This window comes from Amycolatopsis sp. NPDC043885 (assembly GCF_056435685.1).
The window spans coordinates 236,403-253,613 of sequence record NZ_JBWKEA010000002.1 but is presented as its reverse complement, the minus strand read 5'-3'; the positions used below and the strand labels follow the sequence as shown (position 1 = coordinate 253,613).

The window sequence follows — 17,211 nt, the reverse complement described above, 5'->3', positions numbered from 1 at the left end:
CGGCGGGACAGCCGGTCACGCCGCCGGTCTCCTCCGAATCGGAGAAGCTGCGCGCGGCTCACCGGGGTCACCCCGGCGGCAACCAGGTCGCTACGAGCCACTCGGCGTCCACTGTGGACTCTTCCGCGGCGCCGGAAGCACCTCAGGCAGCGCGAACCCCGCCGACGCCGAAGGGCTGACCCCGGCCCGCAGCGCGAGCTCCATCTCGAACCGTGCCCCCGGGTCCCGCAGGTGCTCGCCGAACGTCGCCTGCAACTGCCGCATGCGGTAGCGCACGGTCTGCGGGTGGACCTGGAGACGCTCGGCGATGTCGACGACGTTGCCCTGGCTGTCGAGCCAGGCTCGCAGGGTTTCGAGCAGCCGTTCCCGCTGTTTCCCGGTCATCTCCGCGAGCGGGGCGAACAGGCGGTCGCGCAACTGGCAGGTCAGCGCGGCGTCCGCGTTCACGAGCAGGGTGGCGAGGTGTTCTTCGGCGCGGATCACCCGGCGGGCCTGGATGATGCCGCGTTCGGACAGGTGCAGGGCCTCGCGCGCCCAGCGGAGGGAATCGGCGACGGAGTCCAGCGGGCGGCACGGGCCGATCGAGAGCCGGTAGTCCGGCAGCGCGGCCTGCAGAGTGGCCAGGCGGGCGACGGAGATCTCGCCGGGGACGAGCACACGCGGCTCAGCGCAGTCGAGTTCGGCGAGCACGTCCGAATCCACGGCGTTGTGCCGCCGGGGTCTGACGGTTTCGCCGATCGGGTGCAGCACCACCGGCGTCGCGCGCTCGGGCACCGTCCAGCCGGTCAGCTGCGCGAGTTCCGCGATCGCCTTCGACGGCGCGGGCGGGGTTTCCAGCACCAGGTGCAGCAGTTTGCGGCGCCAGGTGTCCAGCGCCCCCGCGGTGCGCGCCTTCGCTTCGAGGTATCCGTCCAGCGCGACGGACGCGAGTTCGTCCATGAACGCGAGCATCGCGTCGGCCAGTTGCGACATGACCGCGGACGAGAGACCGCTGCGGCGGCCGACCCGCATGATGCGCCGCCATGAAACCCTGGCGCCGACCCGGTACGCCGACTGGAGGGTGTCGAGGCTCCGGCCCTCCCGCATCTCGTTCTGCCCGAGGCGGTGGTGGACCTCGTGCGACTGTTCCTTGGAGACGCTCGGATCCGCGATCTGGGCGACGAACAACGTGATCGCGTACTCGACGCCCGCGCGGATCGACTTCCCGTACGGCCCGTCGAGCGGGCGCGCGTACGCGGGGATGGTCGCCCGGATCTCGTCGACGATCTCGTTGGCGAGACTGCCCAGTTCCGGTCGCAAAATGTCGGCGAGCTTACGGGGAAGTGCCGCAGGGGGCTGCGCAGCGTGTTCGATTCCGCGCTCCACCGACATCGCAGCTCCTTTGCTCCGCCCAGCGTCCCGACATCCCACGATCGTCGTGAGGTGACAACGAACACATCGCGGAGTCGCTCGTGAATGTGTCACCTTTCGCAGAAGAAACCGATTTCTTGTCACCATCGTGACAAAATCACGGGTCATCCCTGAATTTTGATGACAAGTGCCCGGCAAACGCCTCGCGCGGTACGTACGAACGGCCGATGAATACGGAGCGTCACTGCTTTCCGGTGAGCAATTCCCCGAGTACTTCGAGCACGGGCTCCAGCACGCGGACCTCGGTGCCGGCGCATTCGGTGATCCCCGCGCCCACGACCTCGAACCCGCTCAGCCCGCGAAGCATCGCCACCAGGCGCTCGATCGTCAAGCCACCGGGCTCCGGATAGTTCAGCCCGTCGAACTCCGCCGGGTCGAGCACGTCGAGATCGAGATGGACGTAGACCTTGTCCGCGCCGGCCAGCCCGGCGGCGACGTCGGCCGTCTCGACGACGAGCCCGCGGTCGACCACGGCCCGCTCGGCGTCGTCGAAGGCCCTCGTCCCCGCGAGGACGACGCGTCCGGGTTCGACCGGCGGGTTCGCGGCGAACTCCGGGTCGCCCTCGCCGAGCAGCGACCGCAGCACCATGCCGTGGAACGCGCCGGACGGCGACGTCTCCGCGGTGTTGAGGTCGGAATGCGCGTCGAACCAGGCGACGCCGAGCCCCGGCCCGAAGCGGTAGCGCGCGACCCCGATCGGGATCAGCTCGACGCCGCAGTCCCCGCCGATGGTGAGCACCGGGCCGCCCGGTGCTTCGAGGGCGGCGAGCTGTGCGGCGCGGTTCGCGCCGGTGAGCACCGCGCGGTTGGCGATGCCGTCGACCGCGGGCGACGTCTCGCGGGTCTGCCGGATGTGGTGCACCGGCACGCCCAGCACGTGGCCCGCGAGCTCGGCGAGCGCGACGCAACCTTCGGGCAACTCCGGCGCGCGTTCGGTCAGAGCGCCCTGGAACTGGGGTACGGCGTTGATCAGCACCCGGTCCAGGCTAGCGGCGGCCGCAAGTCCGTGAAGGCCTCCTTCCCTACCCTGAAGGTAGGGAAGGAGGCCTTCACGGCACTCCGGATTAGGTCACTCCAGGACGAGGAGCAGGTCCCCGCCTTCCACCTGCTGGACGGCGTTGATCGCGCGCCGCGACACCTTGCCGCCGCTCGCCGCGGTGATCGACGCCTCCATCTTCATCGCCTCGATGGTCGCGACCGTCGCACCGGCCTCGACCTCGTCGCCCTCGGACACCTGCAACGTGACCACGCCCGCGAACGGCGCGGCGATCTGCTTCGGGTCGCCCTTGTCGGCCTTCTCCGTCGCCGGGATGTCCGACGCGATCGAGGTGTCGCGGACCTGGATCGGGCGCAGCTGGCCGTTGAGCGTGGACATCACCGTGCGCAGCCCGCGCTCGTCCGCCTCGCCGATGGCCTCAAGCTCGATCAGCAGCCGGACACCCTGTTCGAGGTCGACCGAGTACTCCTCGCCCGGCCGCAGGCCGTAGAAGAAGTCCTTGGACGGCAGGACGGAGGTGTCACCGTACTGCTCGCGGTGCGCCTCGAAGTCCTTCGTGGGCCCGGGGAACAGCAGCCGGTTCAGCGTCGCGCGCCGGTTCTCGGCCAGCCCCTTGCGGTCCTCTTCGGACAGTTCCTGCACCGGCTTCGGCCGCGCGCGGCCTTCGAGTGCCTTCGTGCGGAACGGCTCCGGCCAGCCCCCGGGCGGGTCGCCCAGTTCGCCGCGCAGGAAGCCGATCACCGAGTCGGGGATGTCGAACTTGTTCGGCTCCGCCTCGAAGTCGGACGGCGAGACACCCGCGCCGACGAGGTGCAGCGCCAGGTCACCGACCACTTTGGACGAAGGCGTGACCTTGACCAGGTGGCCGAGGATCTTGTCCGCGGCCGCGTACATCGCCTCGATGTCCTCGAACCGCTCCCCGAGACCGAGCGAAATCGCCTGGGTGCGCAGGTTCGACAGCTGACCGCCCGGGATCTCGTGGTGGTACACCCGCCCGGTCGGCGAGGAGAGCCCCGCCTCGAACGGCGCGTAGATCTTGCGCACGCTCTCCCAGTACGGCTCCAGGTCACCGATCGCCTGCAGGTCGAGCCCGGTCGGCCGGTCCGAGTGGTCGGTGGCCGCGACGAGCGCGGAAAGCGACGGCTGCGACGTCGTGCCCGCCATGGACGCGACGGCACCGTCGACGGCGTCCGCCCCGGCCTGGATCGCGGCCAGGTACGTCGCCAGCTGGCCACCCGCGGTGTCGTGCGTGTGGATGTGCACGGGGAGGTCGAACTCCTTGCGCAGCGCGGAAACCAGCCGCGCCGCCGCCGGCGCCCGCAGCAGGCCCGCCATGTCCTTGATGGCCAGGACGTGCGCCCCCGCGCCGACGATCTGCTCCGCCAGCTTGAGGTAGTAGTCCAGCGTGTACAGCTTCTCCGCCGGGTCCGACAGGTCCGAGGTGTAGCAGAGCGCCACCTCGGCGACGGCGGTGCCGGTCTCGCGGACGGCTTCGATCGCCGGGCGCATCTGCTCGACGTCGTTGAGCGCGTCGAAGATCCGGAAGATGTCGATGCCGGTCGCCGTCGCCTCCTCGACGAAGGCGTTGGTCACCTCGGTGGGGTACGGCGTGTACCCGACGGTGTTACGGCCCCGCAGCAACATCTGCAGGCAGATGTTCGGCACCGCTTCCCGCAGCTTCGCCAGCCGCTCCCACGGGTCCTCCGCCAGGAACCTCAGCGCGACGTCGTAGGTCGCGCCGCCCCAGCATTCCAGCGAAAGCAGCTGCGGCGTGGTCCGAGCGACCACCGGCGCGACCGCGAGGAGGTCCTTCGTCCGCACCCGGGTGGCGAGCAGCGACTGGTGCGCGTCACGGAAGGTGGTGTCGGTGACGCCGATGGTCGGCGACTCCCGCAGCCAGCGGGCGAAACCGTCCGGGCCCAGTTCGGTGAGCTTCTGCTTCGAGCCGGGCGCCGGTTCGAGCCCCTTGGGCAGCTTCGGCAGCTTGACCTGCGGATCGAGGGTGCGCGGACGCTCGCCGTGCGGTTTGTTGACCGTCTTGTCGGCGAGGTAGGTCAGCAGCCTGGTCCCTCGGTCGGCCGAATGGCGCGCGGTGAGCAGATGCGGGCGCTCCTCGATGAACGACGTCGTGACGCGGCCTTCGCGGAAGTCCGGGTCGTCGAGCACGGCCTGCAGGAACGGGATGTTCGTGGCCACACCGCGGATCCGGAACTCGGCGACGGCGCGGCGGGCGCGGCCGACGGCGGTCTTGAAGTCGCGGCCGCGGCAGGTGAGCTTCACCAGCAGCGAGTCGAAGTGCGCGCTGATCTCGGTGCCGGAGAACGCCGTCCCGCCGTCGAGACGGATACCGGAGCCACCGGGCGAGCGGTACGCGCTGATCATCCCGGTGTCCGGGCGGAAGCCGTTGGCGGGATCCTCGGTGGTGATGCGGCACTGCAGGGCGGCGCCGCGCAGGTACACCTTGTCCTGCGACAGCCCCAGGTCGTCGAGCGTCTCGCCGGAGGCGATGCGCAGCTGCGACTGGACGAGGTCGACGTCGGTGACCTCTTCGGTCACCGTGTGCTCGACCTGGATGCGCGGGTTCATCTCGATGAAGACGTGGTTGCCGTCCCGGTCGAGCAGGAACTCGACGGTGCCGGCGTTGCGATAACCGATCTGGCGGGCGAACTTCACCGCGTCGGAGCAGATCCGGTCCCGCAGTTCGGACGGCAGGTTCGGCGCGGGGGCCAGCTCGACGACCTTCTGGTGCCGCCGCTGGACCGAGCAGTCGCGCTCGAAGAGGTGGATCACGTTGCCCGCGCCGTCGGCGAGGATCTGGACCTCGATGTGGCGCGGCTCGACGACGGCCTTCTCGATGAACACCGTCGGGTCGCCGAAGGCCGACTCGGCCTCACGCGCGGCGGCCTCGATGGACTCGCGCAGCTGCGCGGGCTCCTGGACGCGACGCATACCGCGTCCGCCACCACCGGCGACGGCCTTCACGAAGACCGGGAAGCCGATCTCCTCGGCGGCGGCGATCAGCGCGTCGACGTCGGAGGAGGGTTCGGAAGAACCCAGCACCGGCACCCCGGCCTCGCGCGCGGCCTTGACCGCGCGGGCCTTGTTGCCGGTCAGTTCGAGGATGTCCGCGCTCGGTCCGACGAAGGTGATGCCTTCGTCCTCGCACGCGCGCGCGAGGTCCGGGTTCTCGGAGAGGAAGCCGTAGCCGGGGTAAACGGCGTCCGCGCCCGCCTTCTTGGCGGCCGCGACGATCTCCTCGACCGACAGATAGGCCCGCACCGGGTGACCGGGTTCGCCGATCTCGTAGGCCTCGTCGGCCTTCAGCCGGTGGAGCGAATTGCGGTCTTCGTGCGGGAACACAGCCACCGTGCCCGCGCCGAGCTCGAATCCGGCGCGGAACGCGCGGATGGCGATCTCACCCCGGTTGGCGACCAGTACCTTGCGGAACATGCCGGTCCTTCCCATCATCGGATCGGTAGGTGAGGCACGTTACCTGTTCGGTCCCGCAGGGCGGGAGTTGTTGCCCAGGTGATGGACATCATCCCTGGCTGAGTTGCGCTCCGGGACTCTGCAGCAACCTGTTCGCGGTGCCCTCGTGGACCCCGGTCAGCACGTCGACGGCGGCGAGGTCCACCAGTGCTTTCACGACGTCCGGCGCGGAGACCGCGGGATGCTGCGATCGGTACAGTGCGGCCACCCCGGCGACGTGCGCGGCGGCCGACGACGTGCCGCTGAGCACCCTTCCGCCGCTGCCACCGGCGTTGGGTCCCGGCACGTCCACGCCGGGCGCGAAGAGGTCGACGACCTCGCCGTGGTTCGACGTCGACCCGACCTGGTCGCTCGCGTCGGTCGAGCCGACGGTGAGCGCTTCGGTGACCCGTCCGGGGGAGAACTTGCCCGCGTCGGTGGCCTCGCCGCCCGCCGGGAGGGCGACCGGGACGACCGCCGCGAGCGCCCGGACGGCGGCGTCGAGCTGGTCGTTGGCCGTGCCGCCGATACCGAGGACGGCGACGGCGGGCTGCTGCGCGTTCCGCGTCACCCAGTCGATACCCGCGATGATCTTGTCCGTCGCGCCGCCGCCCTGTGCGTCGATCACCCGGACCGGGACGATCTGCGCGCCCTTCGCGACCCCGAAGGTCCTCGACGCGGCGACACCGGCCAGGTACGTGCCGTGACCATTGGTGTCGGTGGTGTCCGTGCCGCCGTTGAGGAAGTCCTTACCGGGCTTCACCCGGCCGCCGAAGTCCGGATGCGCCGCGTCGACCCCGCTGTCGATCACGTAGACCGTGACGTCCTTCGCGTCGGTCTCGTAGTGGTAGAGCTGGTCGAGACCCGTTCGCTGGTCGATCCGGTCCAGCCCCCAGTTCGGCGGGTTCTGCTGGACTTCCGTCGCGGAGGCTGGCGGCGCCACCAGCACCAGGAGCGCCAGCGCGGCCATGACCCGTACCAGTCGAATGATCATGCCTTGGCTCTACGCCTGTCCACCGGGGGCGGCAACCCCGGAGTGTCACCCATTCGACTGGTCTTGCCCGATATGGCCGCTGACCGTCGATTTCGGGAAGCAGACCAGCGCGTCGAAGGCGTCGGCGACGTCGACGGGGTTGAACAGATGCGCGTGCCGGATGCTCTGGGGGCCCGCGGTTCCCCGTCGTGCGCGGAGGTCCACGAGCCCGGGGCCTTCGGCTTCGACGCTGCCTTCGGCCGGTGCGTCCAGTTCTTGGCGGTACACGGTGAAACCGAGCCGCGCGGCCGGATCGGGCTTGAGCCCGGTGGTCTCGCCCTCGACGGCGGTGAGCCCGAGCGCGAAGTAGTCGTCGCCGAACTCGGCGGCCAGATGCGTGCCCGCCGAAGGTGAGGTGAGCCCGGGGAACGGCGAGAACGGGACGCGCTGGAGGTGTCCGTTGTGGAGCATCACGACGATCTTCGTGCCGGCGCCGTGCAGCCGCCGGATCAACCGGACGGTCTCCGCCATGTACGCGTCGCGCGAACCGCTCTGCAGGGCGGGCGCGTCGCCGGACATCATCGCGGCGACCTCGGCGAGGTACGCGTCGACGCGCAGTGCGCCTTCGACGTGGTGCTCCGCGACGGCGGTGTCCCCGTAGACGGGACGCAACGAGGTCAGGTGCGTCTTGAGCCGGGTGAGCGCCGCGGTCGCCTTGTCCTTGGCGGCGTCGTCGAGTGCGGCGTACTTGGCGGGCGCCTCCGCGCTGCTGACCGACGCGTACCCCTTGGTCGCCTCGATCGCCGCGTCGACCAGGCTCGTCGCGGCGTCATCCACAGTGGACAGATAGGCGCGGGCCGCGTCGAGCGACGGCACCGGCGAGCCCGCGGAACTCGGCACATCGAGGCCGTAGTACCGGACGTCGCCCCGTTCGTGGAGCCACGTGAGCATTTCGTGGGCCTCAGGCGATTCCCCGAGCGAGAAGGTGAAGCCGTCGCGGCCGATGTCGGCGACGTCGCCCGGGGCGCCGTTCAGCCAGTCTTCGACGAGCTTGCCCTCGGCAAAGCCGGATTCGAAGGCCACGACCCGGAAACCGTGCTGCTCGACGAGGTGCCGGAGCAAACGATTGCGCAGGTCGCCGAACTCGTGGATGTGGTGGTTGTTCTCACCGATGGCGACGATCGTCGCGTCACCGATGAGTTCGGCGATCTTCGCTGGGTCTGACATACTGCTCACACTAACGCAACAGGAGTAGCAATTGGCAACCTCCGGTACCCAGCGGCCCGGCGGCCGGACCGAACGCACCCGCCAGGCCGTGCTGCACGCCACCCTCGACCTGCTGGCCGAACGCGGGTTCGGCGAACTGACCGTGGACGCGGTCGCCGAGCGGTCCGGGGTGCACAAGACCACGGTGTACCGGCGCTGGTCCTCGCCGGACGGCCTCGTCGCCGCCGCGCTGCAGATGGGCGCGGAGGACGACTGGACGGCGCCCGACACCGGTTCGCTCGAAGACGATCTGTACGAAGTGGCCGCCGAGGTCGTGCGGTACTTCACCGAGCCCGCGCTGAAGGAACTGCCCACGGCGTCGGTGCTGGCGGCGTTCCAGTCGCCGCAAGCGGCCGAGGCACTGCACGACTTCTACGCCGACCGGCACCTGCGCATGGCGCCGATCGCGGAGCGGGCCGTCGCGCGGGGCGAGATCCCTTCCGGCACGGACGGCGACGAGCTGGTGCGGGCGGTGTGCGGACCGATCTTCTACCGGCTTTTCCTGTCGCGGGAAAGCGTCACGGTGGCGGAGGCGCGGGTCATCGCACGGGCCGTGGCCGCCGCTGCCGTGTCCGGCGCCTTCGTCCCCCTCCCGCATTCAGAGGACTAAATGCGGTAGTTCGGGGTGCCAACGACCGCATTTAGTCCTCTGAATGCGGGAGGGACCGCAGCGCGCTCAGCCCGGGGTTGTCGTACTCCCCGGTGGCGATGATCAAGGCACGCCGCTCGCCGGTCATGACGACGAATGCCTGCTCACGAAGAGATCGACGAGCTTGTCCTGATCGGTGAGCGTCGCTTCGGACAGCTCCAGCACGTCGCCGTCGGTCTCCAGCCGCACCGTGCGTTTGACCCGTCCGCCGCGCGAAAGCCACTCCCGCACGGCCGCGACGACCGAACGCAGTCCCTCGGCGGACTGTCCCAGCGTGACCAGCAGTCCGCCCACCGTCGCGACGTCGAATCCCCGCGAGCCGGGCGGCGCCGGACCGGCGGGCAGCGCCTTGACCTCGGCGACCCCGCGATCGATCAGTTCGCTTCGGAGGTACCCGGTGAGCTGGTCGACCCGTTCCGCGTCGGCCCCGTCCTCACCGAACCGGACCCGCACCGCTGCTGTCATCCCCGGCCTCCCTCGCCCGTACGGAACGAGGAAACCCCGCGGCCCGCCCGGCGGCAAGGTCCGATCGGGCAGAGATGTTCACGTCAGCTTTTTTCCAGGTATTCCACGCGATCTTCGTCGACGACGTCGGCGATCATATGCGCCAGCCCCAAGTAATTACCCAAGGCCGGATCCTTCTCGACGATTTCCAACGCGCGGGCCCTCGCCTCGGCGATGACGTCCTCGTCGCGCAGCAGCGACAGCAGCTTCAGGGTCGACTTCTTCCCCGACTGCGCGGCACCGAGGATGTCGCCCTCGCGGCGCAGTTCCAGGTCCATTCTGGACAGTTCGAAACCGTCCGTCGTGGACTCGACGGCGGCCAGCCGCTCGCGGGTGGTCGTCCCGTCCAGGGTTTCGGTGACCAGCAGGCAAAGCCCCGGCACACTGCCCCGGCCGACCCGGCCGCGCAGCTGGTGCAGCTGGCTGATGCCGAACCGGTCGGCGTCCATGATCACCATCGCGGTCGCGTTCGGCACGTTCACGCCGACCTCGATCACGGTGGTGGCGACGAGCACGTCCAGGTCACCCCTGGAGAACGCCTGCATCACGGCGTCCTTGTCGTCGGCGGGCATCCGGCCGTGCAGGACCCCGATCTTCAAGCCCTTCAACGGTCCTTCGGCCAGCTCGGGCGCCACGTCGAGGACCGCCAGCGCGGGCCGCTTGTCACCCTTGTCCGACGCCGGTTCGTCGCCGATACGCGGGCAGACGATGTACGCCTGGTGGCCCTTGCCGCATTCCTCGCGGACCCGCTGCCACGCCCTGTCCAGCCAGGCCGGCCGCTCCGCGACCGGCACCACCGACGTCTTGATCGGCGACCGGCCGACCGGCATCTCGCGCAGCGCGGAGATCTCCAGATCGCCGTAGACGGTCATCGCGACCGTGCGCGGGATGGGCGTCGCGGTCATGACGAGCACGTGCGGGCTGGTCTCGTCGGAGCCGCGGGAGCGCAGCGCGTCTCGCTGCTCCACCCCGAAGCGGTGCTGCTCGTCGACCACGGCCAGGCCGAGATCCGCGAACGACACCGTGTCCTGGATGAGCGCGTGCGTGCCGACGATGATCCCGGCCTCACCGCTGACCGTCTCCAGCAACGCCTTCTTGCGTTCCTTGGCGCCCATCGAACCGGTCAGCAGGGTCACGCGCGTCGCGTTCTCCGCGCCGCCGAGCTCGCCCGCCTGCCCGAGGTCGCCGAGCATCTCGCGCAGCGATCGGGCGTGCTGAGCGGCGAGGACCTCCGTCGGCGCGAGCATCGCCGCCTGCCGCCCGGAATCGACGACCTGCAGCATGGCGCGCAACGCGACCACGGTCTTGCCGGAACCGACCTCTCCCTGCAGCAACCGGTTCATCGGATGCTCGGTGGACAGATCCCTGGAGATCTCATCGCCGATCTCCTGCTGGCCCGACGTCAGCGCGAACGGGAGCCGTTTGTCGAAGGCGTCGAGGATGCCGTCGTCCTTGTGCGGGCAGGCCTTCGCGGGCCGCGAGACCAGGGAATGCCTGCGCTGCGCGAAAATCAGCTGCACCGCCATGGCTTCGTCCCATTTGAGCCGGTCACGCGCGGAGTTCAGCACCTGCCAGCTCGACGGGCGGTGGATACCGCGCAGCGCGCTCTCCAGGCTGGGCAGGCCGTATCGGGCGAGCAGCTCGATCGGCATCGGGTCCTCGTCGACCTCCAGCACGTCCAGCACCTGCCGGACGGCCTTGGCGATCACCCAGGTCGGGATCCCCTGCGCCGCCGGGTACACCGGGATGATCTCGGCGAGGAAGTCGTCCATCGCCTCGGCCTGACGATCGGCGTCGAACAGCTCGTACTCGGGGTTCGCCAGCTGCAGGACGTCGCGGAAGGCGGTGACCTTGCCCGCGAAGAGCCCGTTCTTGCCGGGCACGAGTTCCTTTTCGCGCCAGGCCTGGTTGAAGAAGGTGCACTGCAGGCGGCGTTTGCCGTCGGTGATCACCATTTCGAGCAGGGTGCCGCTGCGCGCCTTCATCCGGCGCTTGTTGACGCGCTCGATGCGCGCCATCACGGTGGCGTGCTCGCCGAGTTCGAGCCCGGCGATGTCGGTGAGCTGGCCGCGCTCGGCGTAACGACGCGGGTAGTGACGCAGGAGGTCGCTGACCGTCTCGATCTTGAGGCCCTTGGCGAGGGCCTTCGCCGTCGCCGCGCCGACGACCAGCTTGAGGTCCGCGCGCAGGTTGGTCATGCGGTCACTCCACCCCCATCAGCAGCACGGCGTCGGTTTGGCCGCCCGCGTAACTCGTCACTTCGACCTCGGGATGCTCCAGGCGCAGCTGATCGGCCAGCTCACCGGGCAGCCGGACCGGCGCGTCGAGCCCGGTCAGCACGGTGACCAGCTCGCCGCCGAGGGCCAGCATCCGGTTCAGCACGCCGACCGCCGCCGCGACCAGGCTCGTCTCCGAGGCGGGCGCGGGCTCGATCAGCACGACCTCGCCGTCGACGAGACCGACGACGTCACCGGCCTGCGCCCGGCCCACCCAGGTTAGCGACTCCTCTTGCGCGATCCTCAGTTCGCCACGCCTGGTGGCGGCGGCCGCTTCGGCCATCGCGACCACGTCGTCGTTGGTGCGGCGGTCCTGGTCGTGGACGGCCAGCGCGGCGAGCACCTGGACAGGTGACACGCACGGGATGACGACGACGTCGCGATCCGCGGCCATCGCGTGACCCGCCGCCGCGTCGGCCGCCGCGGTCAGCTCCTGACCGCCGGGAAGGAGGGTGACGTGATGCCCGGCGGCCTCGTTGATCAGGCCCAGCATCTCCTCGACCGTCGGCTGGACCCCGTGCGGGACCGAAAGCACCGCGACCCCCTCCGCGCGGAGGAGTTCGGCCAGCGGCCCACCGTGGACCACGGCGACCACCGAACGGTCGATCCCGCCGCCGACCTCGACCGGGGTGGGCGTGATCAGCGGCTCGACCCGGACCCGGCGGGGGCGGCCGAGCTCGATCCCGGCCTCCAGTGCCGCGCCGATGTCCGCGCAATGGACGTGGACGGCATACGCGCCGGCGCCGTCCCCGGCGACCGTGACGCTGTCGCCGAGGCCGCTGAGGGTCTTGCGAAGCCCGGGGAGACTGGTTTCGTCGACGCCGTCGAGCAGGTACATGACCTCCCAGGCCGTCGGCGCCTCGATCGTGTGATGGTGATGCGCCTCGAGCGGGTGCTCCGGCTCGGTGAGGCCGCCGGAGATCACGCCGGAAAGAGCATCGAGGACCGCGACGAGGCCGCGGGCGCCCGCGTCGACCACACCGGCCACCGCCAGGACTGGCAGCTGCTTCGGGGTCTCTTCGAGAGCTTCGGCGGCGATGCTCGCCGCCGCGGCGGCCACCTCTTCGAGTGACCCTGTCACGTCACGGACGGCGGCGGCGACAGTGTGGAGGACGGTCAAGATGGTCCCGGCCACCGGACGGCTCACCGCTCCCGTGGCGGCCCTGTCCGCGCAGCCGAGCGCCTCCGCGAGCCCCGGCCCGTCGAGTTCCCTCACGGCCGCCGACTCGGCGATCCCGCGCACGACCTGCGACATGATCACGCCCGAGTTGCCCTTGGCCGCCGCGACCGCGCCCTTGGCGAACACCGACAGCGCCTCGGCGGCCGTCGCGGGCTCGGCCTCGGCCAGCGCGTCACGGGCCGCGGTCATGGTGAACAGCAGGTTGGAGCCGGTGTCGGAGTCGGCGACCGGGTAGACGTTGATGCCGTCGATCGCCGGCCGGAGCACCGCCAAGCTGTGCACACAGGCCGCCGACCAAGCCGACACCGCCGCCACGTCCAGCACCCGCACCGCGTAACCTCCTAGCTGTTCCAGCGAGGGTATCGACCCGGTGCCGGAGGGCTCTGAGCCACTGGTTACTATGGTCGAGTTGCCCAGCATGCTGGGCGCATCATTCTTTGTCCCAGATCCAGAGGAGTTCGACGTGGCTGCCGTGTGCGACGTCTGTGGCAAGGGACCGGGCTTTGGCAAGTCGGTCTCGCACTCCCACCGGCGTACCAACCGCCGGTGGAACCCGAACATCCAGACCGTTCACGCCAAGATCGGTCTGTCCCAGCGCAAGCGCCTGAACGCCTGCACCTCGTGCATCAAGGCGGGCAAGGTCGTTCGCGGCTGAGCCGGTTTTTTGGGGAATGGCGGGTGCTCTTCGGAGCACCCGCCATTTTTTGTGTGGGGTGGGTTCTTCGCGGGACCGGGGCCGGGCCGGCCAGTGGGGCCGCCTTCCGCGAAAGGCCGCCTTGCCGAGCCAAGATGTCGTGAAGGCCTCCTTCCCTACCCTGAAGGTAGTGAAGGAGGCCTTCACGGACGGCGGCTTCACCTCAGGAGTCACATCGGTCACCACTGCCACAAGAGAGTCAGGGGAGCTTCCAGTCCACGGGACCGGCGCCCTGCTGCTCCAGCAGCTGGTTCGCCCGGCTGAAGGGTCGCGAGCCGAAGAAACCGGCGTGCGCCGAAAGCGGGCTCGGGTGCGCCGACTCGATGCACGGCACCTTCCCCAGCATCGGCTTCAGGTTCCGCGCGTTGCGGCCCCACAGGATCGCCACCATCGGCTCGTCCCGGGCGGCGAGGGCCTTGATGGCCTGCTCGGTGACGGCTTCCCAGCCCTTGCCCTGGTGCGAGTTCGACTTCCCGGGCTGCACCGTCAGCGACCTGTTGAGCAGCAGGACACCCTGGTCTGCCCACGGCGTCAGGTCGCCGTTCGACGGCAACGGGTGCCCGAGGTCCTCGCAGTACTCCTTGTAGATGTTGATCAGGCTCTTCGGGATCGGCCGGACGTCCGGCGCCACCGAAAAGCTCAGCCCGACGGCGTGCCCGGGCGTCGGGTACGGGTCCTGGCCGACGATCAGCACCCGCACGTCGTGGAACGGCTGCTGGAACGCCCGCAGCACGTGTTCACCCGCCGGGAGATAGGTCCGGCCCGCGGCGATCTCCGCGCGGAGGAATTCCCCCATCGCGGCGACCTGCGGCGCCACCGGTTCGAGGGCCTGCGCCCAGCCTGCTTCGACGATGTCCTGCAGCGGTCGTGCGGTCACGGCGTGCGAGCTTACTCACGTCCGTCGAGCCGCCGGAGTTCGACCCGACGGAGTTCTCTACGAAAAAGGGCCGCACGCTCGACATAACCGTCGACGACGAGCTTGATCTTGTCCGGCCCGAACGAAGTGTTCGGCCGCGTCTTCGCCGGGACGCCGAGCGCGATGTGTCCACTGTCCACATAGGACCCATAAGAGAGAACCGCGCCGGCGCCGACCATCCCGCCGTCCTCGACGACGGTTCCGTTCAGCACCACCGATCCCGACGCGATCAGGCAGCCCTCGCCGATCCGCGCGCCCTCGATGTGCACCGAATGCCCGACGGCGGAGGACTTACCGATGATCGTCGGCTCCTTGCGAGTGCAGTGCAGCACGCAGCCGTCCTGGACGTTGGACCGCTCGCCGATCTCGATGTATCCGTGGTCGCCGCGCAGCACGGTCTGCGGCCACACCGACGCGAACGCCGCGATCCGGACGTCGCCGATCACCGTCGCGTCGGGGTGGACGTAGGCGTCCGGGTGGATCGAGGGTTCGAGGCCGCCCAGTGCGTAGATCGGCATGCGTTCTCCTAGCCCAGCGGCTTGCCGTAGCAGATGCTTTCCGGCTCGTCCTTGTAGTACCCGAAACCCGGTATCTCCCGGTAACCGGCCGACTCGTACAGCGCGATGGCCTCCGGCTGCTTGTCGCCGGTCTCGAGCACCATGCGCCGCCGTCCGGCCTCGGCGGCCGTCCGCTCCAGGTCGGCGAGGATCGCCCTCGCGAACCCGCGGCCCCGCGCCGAAGCCATCACGAACATGCGCTTGATCTCGGCATCGCCCGGCAGCAAGGGTTCCGGCCCGTCGTGCGCCCGCCAGGCACCGCACGCGACCGGGACGTCGTCGAGGTAGGCGGCCATGAACAGCCCCTTCGGCGGGGCGAACTGCGCCTCGTCCATCGGTGTCTCGTCTTCACTGCCGTACCGGGCGGCCAGTTCGAGCTGCGCTTCGGCCAGCAGCTTCACCGCGTCGGGGTGGTCGTAGGCCAGCACGCGAAGGTCCATGGGCGCGACATTAGCGAGAAGACTTGCCATTCCCCAAAGTAGATTGCGTTCATGTCGATCGAGACGTCCATCACCGGACTCGCCGAGGCTCCACTGCGCCAGGCACGCAACTCCGCCGCGTTCTGGGCCGCGACCGGCCGGTCCCGCGGCCACGAAGTGATCCGCCGTCGCGGCTTTCTCGCCGTCGACGGCGACGAGCGCGCGGGGCTGCGCGTCCTGATCCAGGAGCCCGGCCTCACCGACGGCGAGCTGGTGGAAATCACCGAGCTCGCCGCACGGGCGACGGGGCCGGTGGAGGCCGAGGATCCCTTCAGCGCCACCGATCTGAACCATCTCGGGGATATGCGCAGCTGGCGGATGCCCGTCATGCTGCGCCCACCCGCACCGGTCGCCGAACCCGCGATGGAGGTGGTCCGGGTGTGCGAGGACGCGGACCTGAGGGCGGCCGAACGCGTGGTGATCGAAGCCTTCGACCTCGCGCGCTTCCGGCCGGGTGAGATGTTCCCCACGGCCATCCTCGACCAGCCGGGCGTCGAGGTGTTCATCGCGCGGCTCGACGGCGAGGTCGACGGGGCGTGCGTCACCGTCGCCGGCAACGGATTCGGCAGCCACTACTGGGTCGGCACGCCGGACGCCTTCCGCTCGCGGGGCGTGGGACGAGCCGTGATGCTCGGCTCCCTCGCCCCGCTGGCGGGGCTGCCGGTCACCCTCACCGCGTCCCGGCTGGGCAAGCCGCTGTACGAATCGCTCGGCTTCACCGCCGCCGCGGAGTCGACCTGGTGGGCCTCACGCTCCTAGCGCCAGTGCTGCCAGCCGCTCTCGTGCCCGTACCGCTTCCCGTCCACCGTCACCCCCGAATCCGGCATGGTGACGACGCCGATCTCGGTCCAGCCTTCCGGCAGTTCGGCGAAGGAAGGGAAGGTCGCCGCGAACGCGTGGTCCTCGCCGCCGGTGAGCACCCATTTCAGCGGGTCGGCGCCGAGCGCGGTGCCGACCTCGGTCAGCCTGCTCGACACGTCGAGGTCCGCCGTCCGGACGTCGATCCCGACGCCGGAGGACTCGGCGATGTGACCGAGATCGGACAGGAGCCCGTCGGACACGTCGATCATCGACGTCGCGCCGCCGTCGGCCGCGCGGATCCCCGCCTCGTAGTCCGGCTCGGGGCAGCGCTGCGCGTTGACCACGCTGACCGGTGAGCGGAACCCCCGCCCGAGCACGGCGAGCCCGGCGGCCGCCCAGCCGAGCCGCCCGCAGACCGCGACGACGTCGCCGGGACGCGCGCCGGACCGGGTCACGGGTTCCCGGCCGCCAAGGTCGCCGAGCGCGGTGACACTGATCACGATCTGGTCGGCGCGCACCATGTCGCCGCCGACGATCCCGATCCCCGCGCGGTCGGCTTCGAGCCACATGCCCTGGGTGAGTTCGGTGACGAGTGACGTCGGCGTGTCCGAGGGGCACGCGAATCCCATGAGGACGGACGTCGGGCGCGCGCCCATGGCGGCGATGTCGGTGAGGTTCACCGCGACCGCCTTGCGCCCCACCTGCTCGGCGCTGGACCAGTCGAGCCGGAAGTGGACGCCCTGCACGAGGACGTCGGTGGACGCCACCGTCCGCCCGTCCGGGGTGGCCACGACGGCCGCGTCGTCCCCCGGTCCGAGCAGTGTCGTCTCCGGCTGTTTCCGGCCGGCGGTCACCGCCTCGATCAACCGGAATTCACCGGTCCCGGCGACCGTGCCGTCGTTCGGTGACACCCGTCACCTCCACTTTCCCTTGTCCGGACAAATATCGATCACCGATAGTCGGAAGCCCTAGGTTTTTCCCGGGGCTGGCGATACGTTGCTACAACGTTCCTACCTTGAGCCGACTTTTACGAAGGGGCGC

General features: G+C 70.0%; 15 protein-coding genes. 3 read left to right on the top strand and 12 right to left on the bottom strand.

The window, feature by feature from the left end; all coding sequences use genetic code 11:
* Positions 1-90: 90 nt before the first annotated feature.
* The 5 genes from AC069I_RS10860 to AC069I_RS10840 form a co-directional block, all read right to left on the bottom strand.
* Entirely contained in the window at positions 91-1,371 is a 1,281-nt protein-coding gene (locus AC069I_RS10860; RefSeq protein ID WP_478225742.1) for a PucR family transcriptional regulator, read from the bottom strand.
* A gap of 220 nt (positions 1,372-1,591) precedes the next feature.
* Positions 1,592-2,386 (bottom strand): arginase family protein, encoded by a 795-nt coding sequence (locus tag AC069I_RS10855; RefSeq protein ID WP_478225743.1) that lies wholly within the window; start codon positions 2,384-2,386, stop codon positions 1,592-1,594.
* Positions 2,387-2,479: 93 nt separating this feature from the next.
* Complete coding sequence (locus AC069I_RS10850) at positions 2,480-5,857, bottom strand: pyruvate carboxylase (RefSeq protein ID WP_478225744.1); 3,378 nt, start codon at positions 5,855-5,857, stop codon at positions 2,480-2,482.
* Between the two features lie 88 nt (positions 5,858-5,945).
* Positions 5,946-6,845 (bottom strand): S8 family peptidase, encoded by a 900-nt coding sequence (locus AC069I_RS10845; RefSeq protein ID WP_478225859.1) that lies wholly within the window; start codon positions 6,843-6,845, stop codon positions 5,946-5,948.
* A 69-nt stretch (positions 6,846-6,914) separates the two neighbouring features.
* A complete protein-coding gene (locus tag AC069I_RS10840; protein ID WP_478265291.1) occupies positions 6,915-8,075 on the bottom strand; it encodes an erythromycin esterase family protein in 1,161 nt (386 codons plus the stop codon).
* Positions 8,076-8,106: 31 nt separating this feature from the next.
* Here AC069I_RS10840 and AC069I_RS10835 point away from each other — a divergent pair, with 31 nt between their 5' ends.
* Positions 8,107-8,724, top strand: coding sequence for a TetR/AcrR family transcriptional regulator (locus AC069I_RS10835; protein WP_478225746.1), 618 nt, complete (start codon positions 8,107-8,109; stop codon positions 8,722-8,724).
* A gap of 123 nt (positions 8,725-8,847) precedes the next feature.
* Here AC069I_RS10835 and AC069I_RS10830 read toward each other — a convergent pair whose 3' ends face one another.
* The 3 genes from AC069I_RS10830 to AC069I_RS10820 all read right to left on the bottom strand — a co-directional run bounded on the left by AC069I_RS10830 (position 8,848) and on the right by AC069I_RS10820 (position 13,053).
* The gene (locus AC069I_RS10830; RefSeq protein ID WP_478265290.1) at positions 8,848-9,228 is read right to left on the bottom strand and encodes a hypothetical protein; all 381 of its coding nucleotides are present in this window, start codon (positions 9,226-9,228) and stop codon (positions 8,848-8,850) included.
* An 83-nt stretch (positions 9,229-9,311) separates the two neighbouring features.
* Positions 9,312-11,465: an ATP-dependent DNA helicase RecG gene (gene recG, locus AC069I_RS10825; protein WP_478265289.1), complete on the bottom strand. Its 2,154-nt coding sequence runs from the start codon at positions 11,463-11,465 to the stop codon at positions 9,312-9,314.
* 4 nt (positions 11,466-11,469) lie between these two features.
* Positions 11,470-13,053 (bottom strand): DAK2 domain-containing protein, encoded by a 1,584-nt coding sequence (locus tag AC069I_RS10820; protein WP_478225749.1) that lies wholly within the window; start codon positions 13,051-13,053, stop codon positions 11,470-11,472.
* A gap of 133 nt (positions 13,054-13,186) precedes the next feature.
* Between AC069I_RS10820 and rpmB the strand changes: the two genes are divergently transcribed.
* Positions 13,187-13,378 carry a 50S ribosomal protein L28 gene (gene rpmB / locus AC069I_RS10815; RefSeq protein WP_007031450.1) on the top strand — a complete coding sequence of 64 codons (192 nt, stop codon included), beginning with the start codon at positions 13,187-13,189 and terminating at the stop codon, positions 13,376-13,378.
* 238 nt (positions 13,379-13,616) lie between these two features.
* On the opposite strand, the gene AC069I_RS10810 is transcribed toward rpmB, so the two are convergent.
* Genes AC069I_RS10810 through AC069I_RS10800 form a run of 3 tightly spaced genes read right to left on the bottom strand, consistent with a single transcriptional unit; the run spans position 13,617 to position 15,330 of the window.
* The gene (locus AC069I_RS10810; RefSeq protein ID WP_034320386.1) at positions 13,617-14,294 is read right to left on the bottom strand and encodes a uracil-DNA glycosylase; all 678 of its coding nucleotides are present in this window, start codon (positions 14,292-14,294) and stop codon (positions 13,617-13,619) included.
* Between the two features lie 11 nt (positions 14,295-14,305).
* A complete protein-coding gene (locus AC069I_RS10805) occupies positions 14,306-14,851 on the bottom strand; it encodes a gamma carbonic anhydrase family protein (RefSeq protein WP_478225750.1) in 546 nt (181 codons plus the stop codon).
* A gap of 8 nt (positions 14,852-14,859) precedes the next feature.
* Positions 14,860-15,330 carry a GNAT family N-acetyltransferase gene (locus AC069I_RS10800; protein WP_478231586.1) on the bottom strand — a complete coding sequence of 157 codons (471 nt, stop codon included), beginning with the start codon at positions 15,328-15,330 and terminating at the stop codon, positions 14,860-14,862.
* A gap of 51 nt (positions 15,331-15,381) precedes the next feature.
* On the opposite strand from AC069I_RS10800, the gene AC069I_RS10795 reads away from it, so the two are divergent.
* A complete protein-coding gene (locus tag AC069I_RS10795) occupies positions 15,382-16,128 on the top strand; it encodes a GNAT family N-acetyltransferase (protein WP_478265288.1) in 747 nt (248 codons plus the stop codon).
* Here AC069I_RS10795 and AC069I_RS10790 read toward each other — a convergent pair.
* The gene (locus AC069I_RS10790; RefSeq protein WP_478265287.1) at positions 16,125-17,081 is read right to left on the bottom strand and encodes a thiamine-phosphate kinase; all 957 of its coding nucleotides are present in this window, start codon (positions 17,079-17,081) and stop codon (positions 16,125-16,127) included. The genes AC069I_RS10795 and AC069I_RS10790 overlap by 4 nt on opposite strands.
* Positions 17,082-17,211 lie beyond the last annotated feature (130 nt).

Coding starts and splice junctions, on each gene's coding strand:
- recG (WP_478265289.1), bottom strand. CDS start 11,465: ATGACCAACCTGCGCGCGGACCTCAAGCTGGTCGTCGGCGCGGCGACG.
- AC069I_RS10795 (WP_478265288.1), top strand. CDS start 15,382: ATGTCGATCGAGACGTCCATCACCGGACTCGCCGAGGCTCCACTGCGC.
- AC069I_RS10845 (WP_478225859.1), bottom strand. CDS start 6,845: ATGGCCGCGCTGGCGCTCCTGGTGCTGGTGGCGCCGCCAGCCTCCGCG.
- AC069I_RS10840 (WP_478265291.1), bottom strand. CDS start 8,075: ATGTCAGACCCAGCGAAGATCGCCGAACTCATCGGTGACGCGACGATC.
- AC069I_RS10830 (WP_478265290.1), bottom strand. CDS start 9,228: ATGACAGCAGCGGTGCGGGTCCGGTTCGGTGAGGACGGGGCCGACGCG.
- AC069I_RS10850 (WP_478225744.1), bottom strand. CDS start 5,857: ATGTTCCGCAAGGTACTGGTCGCCAACCGGGGTGAGATCGCCATCCGC.
- AC069I_RS10860 (WP_478225742.1), bottom strand. CDS start 1,371: ATGTCGGTGGAGCGCGGAATCGAACACGCTGCGCAGCCCCCTGCGGCA.
- AC069I_RS10805 (WP_478225750.1), bottom strand. CDS start 14,851: ATGCCGATCTACGCACTGGGCGGCCTCGAACCCTCGATCCACCCGGAC.
- AC069I_RS10800 (WP_478231586.1), bottom strand. CDS start 15,330: ATGGACCTTCGCGTGCTGGCCTACGACCACCCCGACGCGGTGAAGCTG.